The sequence below is a fragment of the Candidatus Pantoea communis genome (assembly GCF_011752685.1).
GTDB classification, from domain to species: domain Bacteria; phylum Pseudomonadota; class Gammaproteobacteria; order Enterobacterales; family Enterobacteriaceae; genus Pantoea; species Pantoea communis.
On the sequence record NZ_VWXC01000071.1, the window covers coordinates 1 to 711 of the forward strand.

Genomic DNA, 711 nt, shown 5'->3' on the forward strand with positions numbered 1-711 from the left:
GCGGCAGCATCCAGTGTCTTTCCGTTCCCGCTGACTGCCAGGCGTGCAGCAGACCCAGCGCATAAAAACCTTTATCAAAGAGGGTCAGAGAGTGGTCGGGGGTCTGTGGGATAAGCTGAGCGGCAAGTTCGGCTTCGCCGGCAGCTGAGACGCTGTCGAACGCTGCTGCTGACAGCAGGTGACTGGTGACTTCCATCTGACAGACCATGCGCACCTGCGGCCACTCAGAGCTCTTATTAATATTGGCCGTTCGCCCGAAGGCGGCATCATTCTCTGGTGTGTCAGGGGTGCGCCATACGGTGCCATCCACCGCCATCAGCGTCAGTCCGTTCCAGTGCGACAGCGGTGTCTTTTCAAACCAGAGGCGCTGCGTTTTCTCAAACATTAACCGGATAACATCTTCTCCAAATCGCTGCCGGGCCTGCACAACCGCGCTGGGCGCAACAAAAGGCCTTTTCCCCGGCAGAAGGATATCCAGGTGTGAGACGAGCTGGGTCATCGAATGGGAGCGAAAAAGTGCCATGCCGGTCACAGCCCAGACCATCATTTCCATCGATAACCGGCGCTTTCGTAACGTCACTGTGCCGGTATCAGCGAGACACTCGTCAATGAGTTCAGGAGAAAGGAGATCGGAAAGCCCCGAGAATTCCTGAGGCGTAAACTTATGAACGATATCGAGAGCCTGACTGAGAAGCATAAAAAAATCCGTAA

General features: G+C 55.4%; 1 protein-coding gene. It reads right to left on the reverse strand.

The annotated features are described in order from the left end of the window. Nucleotides 1–697 (reverse strand): IS4 family transposase (locus tag F3J37_RS27870; RefSeq protein WP_166936862.1); only part of this gene is annotated, 697 nt, incomplete at its 3' end. Nucleotides 698–711 lie beyond the last annotated feature (14 nt).